Annotated in this window: 5 protein-coding genes and 1 pseudogene; 4 read left to right on the top strand and 2 right to left on the bottom strand. The window is 57.9% G+C overall.

The window, feature by feature from the left end; translation table 11 throughout:
* A partial coding sequence (locus CHU93_RS16770) for a toll/interleukin-1 receptor domain-containing protein (protein ID WP_133064456.1) occupies positions 1–837 on the bottom strand: 837 nt, incomplete at its 3' end.
* Between the two features lie 56 nt (positions 838–893).
* Positions 894–1,121 (bottom strand): annotated as a pseudogene (locus CHU93_RS16775) (IS66 family transposase); the annotation flags it as partial.
* 69 nt (positions 1,122–1,190) lie between these two features.
* Here CHU93_RS16775 and CHU93_RS17395 point away from each other — a divergent pair.
* From CHU93_RS17395 to CHU93_RS16790, 4 genes are all read left to right on the top strand, one after another.
* Positions 1,191–1,748: a hypothetical protein gene (locus tag CHU93_RS17395; RefSeq protein WP_133064455.1), complete on the top strand. Its 558-nt coding sequence runs from the start codon at positions 1,191–1,193 to the stop codon at positions 1,746–1,748.
* Between the two features lie 201 nt (positions 1,749–1,949).
* Entirely contained in the window at positions 1,950–2,162 is a 213-nt protein-coding gene (locus CHU93_RS16780; RefSeq protein WP_094475290.1) for a helix-turn-helix domain-containing protein, read from the top strand.
* Positions 2,163–2,174: 12 nt separating this feature from the next.
* On the top strand, positions 2,175–3,152 hold the full coding sequence (locus CHU93_RS16785; protein ID WP_094475291.1) for a toprim domain-containing protein: 978 nt from the start codon (positions 2,175–2,177) through the stop codon (positions 3,150–3,152).
* Positions 3,145–4,680 carry a YfjI family protein gene (locus CHU93_RS16790; protein ID WP_094475292.1) on the top strand — a complete coding sequence of 512 codons (1,536 nt, stop codon included), beginning with the start codon at positions 3,145–3,147 and terminating at the stop codon, positions 4,678–4,680. Before CHU93_RS16785 ends, CHU93_RS16790 begins: the two co-directional genes overlap by 8 nt.
* Positions 4,681–5,009 lie beyond the last annotated feature (329 nt).

The raw sequence follows: 5,009 nt of genomic DNA on the forward strand, positions 1-5,009 counted from the left end.
GTCCACGCGAAGCGGCCGGGCATCGCCGGGAATGGGTTCGCGCCAGGCGACATCCCATTGGCACACGCCATTCTCTTCTGGCTGGGGAAAGCCGCGGCCGTTGATGCGGTTGACGCGCACCACCTGGCCGCCACGGCGCTCGACGCGATAGCTCACCTCGCGGCGCCGGGCGATGTCCTCGCCAATCTCGCCCACGCCTTCGGGCGCGCCCCAGCGCCGCACGATGTCGCGATAGTGGGCAACGCTGGTCAGCTTGCGCAGGCGTTCCTCCACGCGGTTCAGCAGGTCGGAATAGGCGCAGCCCAGCACGGTGGCGGCAATGGTGATTAGTGCGCGCTGCTTCTGTTCGGCCTCTGTCTCGCCCTGGCGGGGGTTGAGATCAGGGCCGCGCGGTTCGACAGTGCGGAACTCGGCGTCTGGGCCGTCGCCTACCACCTCAGTGCGGATCAATTCGGGCGGGAAAGAGACGGCCGGGCTGCCCTCGATCAGCACCGGGATGACGCGGTCACCCCGGCCCCAATGCTGGAACAAGCGGATTTCGGCGCGCACCCACGTGCTCATCGGCGTGTTGGGGCTGCACACCACGATCAGGTGGCGGCTGTCATAAAGGGCACGCCGGATGGCCGGCGACAGTTCGGCTTCGGCCTTCAGTTCATCATCATCGCGGAACACCGTGCCCAGCCGGCGCGGATAGCCTTCGCGCACCAGCCGATCGGGCGTCTCGAACCCCTCCAGCGCGTCCACCAGCCAGCGCGCCACCGCACGGTCAGGCTCGCGGTGGCGATAGCTGATAAAGGCGGCATAGCGATGCCGGGGCGGGTCCTGCGGCGGCGTCATCTGGGGTGCATCGGCCCTGCTAGTCGTGTTGGCGGCAGTAATAGCAGATGTTCTGTAGCGCGGCAGCCAGCATAGCCGTCCACCTGCAGGATGCAGCTGAACCCAATCGGATGCGCCTTGGGCCTCTCGCCCCTGCGGTCGGGTGGGTAGAGGAACGCCACTGCTGGCGGGTCAGTGCCGCCCCATCGCCGGTCATCGCGGGCATCGGCCAACAACTGCCCGGTCTTGGTAGATTGGTTTCCGGGATCGAACGCCAGTGCGGCCGTCTCGTCGGCGAAAGCCCGGGGCAGCGCCTACATCCAAGCAGAATATTTCACTTGATATAGGGATTATTTCATGCGAAATATGTGTCCATGGCTAACCAACGATACCTGACCAACCCGCTCGTCAGCATGCCCGAGCTCATAGACGAGCCGGCTTTGAGTCGCGCGCTTGTCGCATTCTGCTTGGAAATGAAGGTCACGGCGCTCAATCTTTGGATTCATCGAGGTTTTCTCAACGAGTTTGAGGTTAAATTTGGCAAGCAAGATCGGCTTTCTATGCGAGCTGCACTATATTTCGCGCTTATGAGTCGTATAATTGACGTCGGCATTCGGCCCAAAGAGGCCGCACAGCATGCTCTTTGGGGTGTTAGTAGTTCATTTAATGAAGGCAATAATGTTTTCGATGTTGACGAGAATGAAGTTTTTTATTTTATTTTTTCTTCAAAAAAATATTATCGACTATTCAAAGTAAACACTTCTATTTCTGAAGAGGATAAATCCTTAACATATTTGTCGAAAGAATGTGGCGATCCATTTATTGTAGTGAATTTGACCGCTGTGTTTGACAAGATGTTGAAAGACATCCACGCTAAGCCTAATACAGTTGAAAAATGGCGTCAATATGCGGAAATTTTTGTAGATGATTAGCAATAAAACCAAATATATCTTCGAAATAACCCTAATAGAGGAGGCGTGTCGCTAAAATAAGGAATCCGTATTGAAACGGTGAAAGCGCCAAATTAGATCGTGATTTAAGGCGCTCTTCAAATCATATTTTGCGGCTGAAGGGACGATTGGACCCCGACCCTCCAGCCGCCATAACCCCACTAGCAGAGGAGTTAGTTCTCGATGCATACCAACGCGCCAGTGGTCAGGCAAGTGCCCGACCGCGCAATCACACCTCTCGCCTATTCCGTCGCCGAAGCAGTTGCGGCCTTAGGTTTGAGCCGCAGTCAGATCTTTAAGCTGATGCGAAGTGGCAAACTGCAGCGAACCAAGGTTGGCCGCAGGACGCTGATTTCTGTCGCGAGCCTAATGGCGCTCATCGACCAAGCTGACTGAGTGAGGCGCGGCATGAGCACCCAACTTATGCATGGCTCGCTTTCGGCGTTCCAAATGGTTGGCGCGATGCGGGCGTGGGGCATCGAGCCAATAGATCCCTCAAGACTGATGGCCGATCTGCAATCGGGCCGAATCGTTCGTTTCCGCTGTCTTGGAGAGCGGAAGAAGAGCGGGTGGGCGGTACTTCGGCTAGATGGACCTCACTCCGGCAGTTTTGGCAGCTGGCGGCTCGGCATCACCGGGCATTGGCATTCGAGAGTGTCTAATTCTGCGTCAGGGCCGTCAGCGGTGGAGATCGCTTCACAGCGAGCACGTGAGCTTGCCGCGGCCGAACAGCGCCACGCAGCAGCCGCAGAAAGGGCGCGTGAGATCTGGTCAAAATCTCACACGCCAGGGACTCACGATTACCTTCAGGCCAAGGCACTTTATCTTGCTGCACGCGGCATCCACCCTCTTGGCCGTTACATAAGTGTAAAGCAGTATGGAGGTCACCTGATTGTGCCCCTAGGGACTACGGCTAGCCCAATCTGCAACCTGCAGGCCATTTCACACTCGGGTCAGAAGCGATTTCTGCCTAACGGTCGCACGAAGGGCGCATTTTGGAGTGCAGGGTTTGACGATCCTGTTGAAACCATTGCCATAGGCGAGGGCTTCGCCACCATGGCGGCGGTTTATGTTGCTACAGGACTACCGACCGCGGCAGCAATGTCGGCGAGCAACCTGTCTGCCGTCGCCACCGCCCTGTACGGGCGGCATCCTGGCGCCAAGCTGATAATGTGCGCCGACATGGATACTGGCCCCAACCCTGGACTGGCGGCGGCAACCTCGGTTGCTGCCGCTCTCCCAGGCGCTCTTGTCGCCAAGCCTCCTATGCCGCGAGGATGGTCTTCGGCAACCAAAGGCTGGGATTTTTCCGACGTCTTTCTTTGTCGCGGCGGCGAAGACGCCATCCGGCGAGCGCTCGGAATGACGGAGATGGCCTATGCATAATCAGCCCGGTTCGCCCGTCAATCTTCCCGACTTTGACCATTGCGTGACCGATCTGACTGGTCCATCGCTGCCCGAGCGTCTGGCTAAGCTCCCGCTGTTTCGAGAGCTGCCGCCAGGGTTAGGATACCCCGTCGATGCGCTGCCAAAGGTGTTAAGTGACGCCGTTTCAGCAATCGTTGACCTTACCCAATGCCAGCCGGCCATTGCTGCCGGCAGCGTCCTAGCCGTCAGTTCTCTTGCTGCTCAAGCCCATGCCAATGTCTTGCTGCCACACGGCGCTACTGCTCCGTTGTCGCTGTATTTGGTGACCATCGCCGAGAGCGGCGACCGAAAGAGCGCAGCAGATGTATACGCAATGCGTCCTGTTCGCATTGCGGAAACAGATGGCCAAGCCGCCTATCGCGATCAACTTGACAACTATAAGCTGGAACGCGAGTCGTGGGATGGAGCCAAGGCCAAGATCATCCGTGACAAGGCCTTAGCAATGGACCCTGCTGCTCTTAAAGAGGCAATCGGACAGCTGGGTCGCCCTCCAAAGGAGCCTCTTAACCCTTCGATAATCTTCGCTGAACCGACAATGGCAGGGCTCCAAAAGGCCTACCACTGTTGCAGACCGTCGCTTGGGCTCTTCTCGGATGAAGGCGGACAAATGCTCGGGGGTCATGCGCTTCGTGACGAATCACGGCTGCATACGATCGCCACCCTGAACGACTTTTGGCAAGGTAGTCCTATTAACCGAACGCGCGCGGGCGACGGACATTCGCTTCTTCTTGATCGCCGACTTGCGCTGCATCTGATGATTCAGCCTGGGATAGCCCATCAACTCCTTGGTAATGCTGACGCAATCGCCACGGGCTTGACCGCGCGCCTTCTGGTGGCCGCTCCACCAAGCCTTGCAGGATCGCGTCACTTCCGGATGCCGGCACCCGAAAGCTCAGGAAAACTCCAGCGCTTCACAAGTCGTGTTAGTGAGATGCTCTCAACTTGGCCGCACCACGAAAGAGATCCGCAACGTCTCATGCCTAGGTCACTGCCAATGGCTCCTGACGCACAGCACAAATGGATCTCTTTTCATGACGATTGTCAGACGCGCGTTAGCCCCATTGGCGTGTGGAAGGGTATCCGCCCGTGGGGGGAAAAAGCCCCCGAGCAAGCCGCCCGTCTAGCCGGCGTGATTGCCGTCGTTCAAAATGAGAAGGTCGGAGAGATCGGCGAGGACTCCATGGCGGCCGCGATTACCATTGCCGAGTTCTATGGGTCGGAGATGCTGAGGCTGGCGGGTCAGTCTAGCGTTGATTCGGATGTTCACAGCGCCTCCGACCTCCTGCAGTGGCTGCGGAAGCAAAACAAAACCTGCTTTCACCTGGCAGAGGTCTATCAGCTTGGCCCAAACAACCTCAGGACCGCCAAGGCGGCGCAGCTTGCGTGCCAAATTCTCGAAACACATGGCGAGATTGTGCCACTGAGCGATGGTCTCTTGATCAACGGCAAGCGGCATCGCCGCGCGTGGATGGTGGTCCCTGATTGATCATTTGTACTTCGCCGAAAGCTCCTTCAGCGGCATGCCCTGTGGGTCGGTTTGGAAACGATTCGTAGCTTCTCGCCTGACGCGCATCACTGAAGAACCTCAGGCATGTACAGAAGGGCGATTTCCTAGATTCCCATGCCCGCCGCAATCCGCTACCTTACCCCTTGGTGTTTGGGGGGGCGCCCCGATGTCGTGAGGGGTAAGTGGTACCAAGTTCGACTCAGCTATCGGCGATGACTCGCCTCTTTTCGTCCGCCGTATTCCGCGAAATGGCGAAGACGGGGCGGTCTGGCCTGCTGCCGGTTTGGTGGACACCGAGATAGGATGTT

It is taken from the genome of Sandarakinorhabdus cyanobacteriorum (assembly GCF_002251755.1).
Classification (GTDB): domain Bacteria; phylum Pseudomonadota; class Alphaproteobacteria; order Sphingomonadales; family Sphingomonadaceae; genus Sandarakinorhabdus; species Sandarakinorhabdus cyanobacteriorum.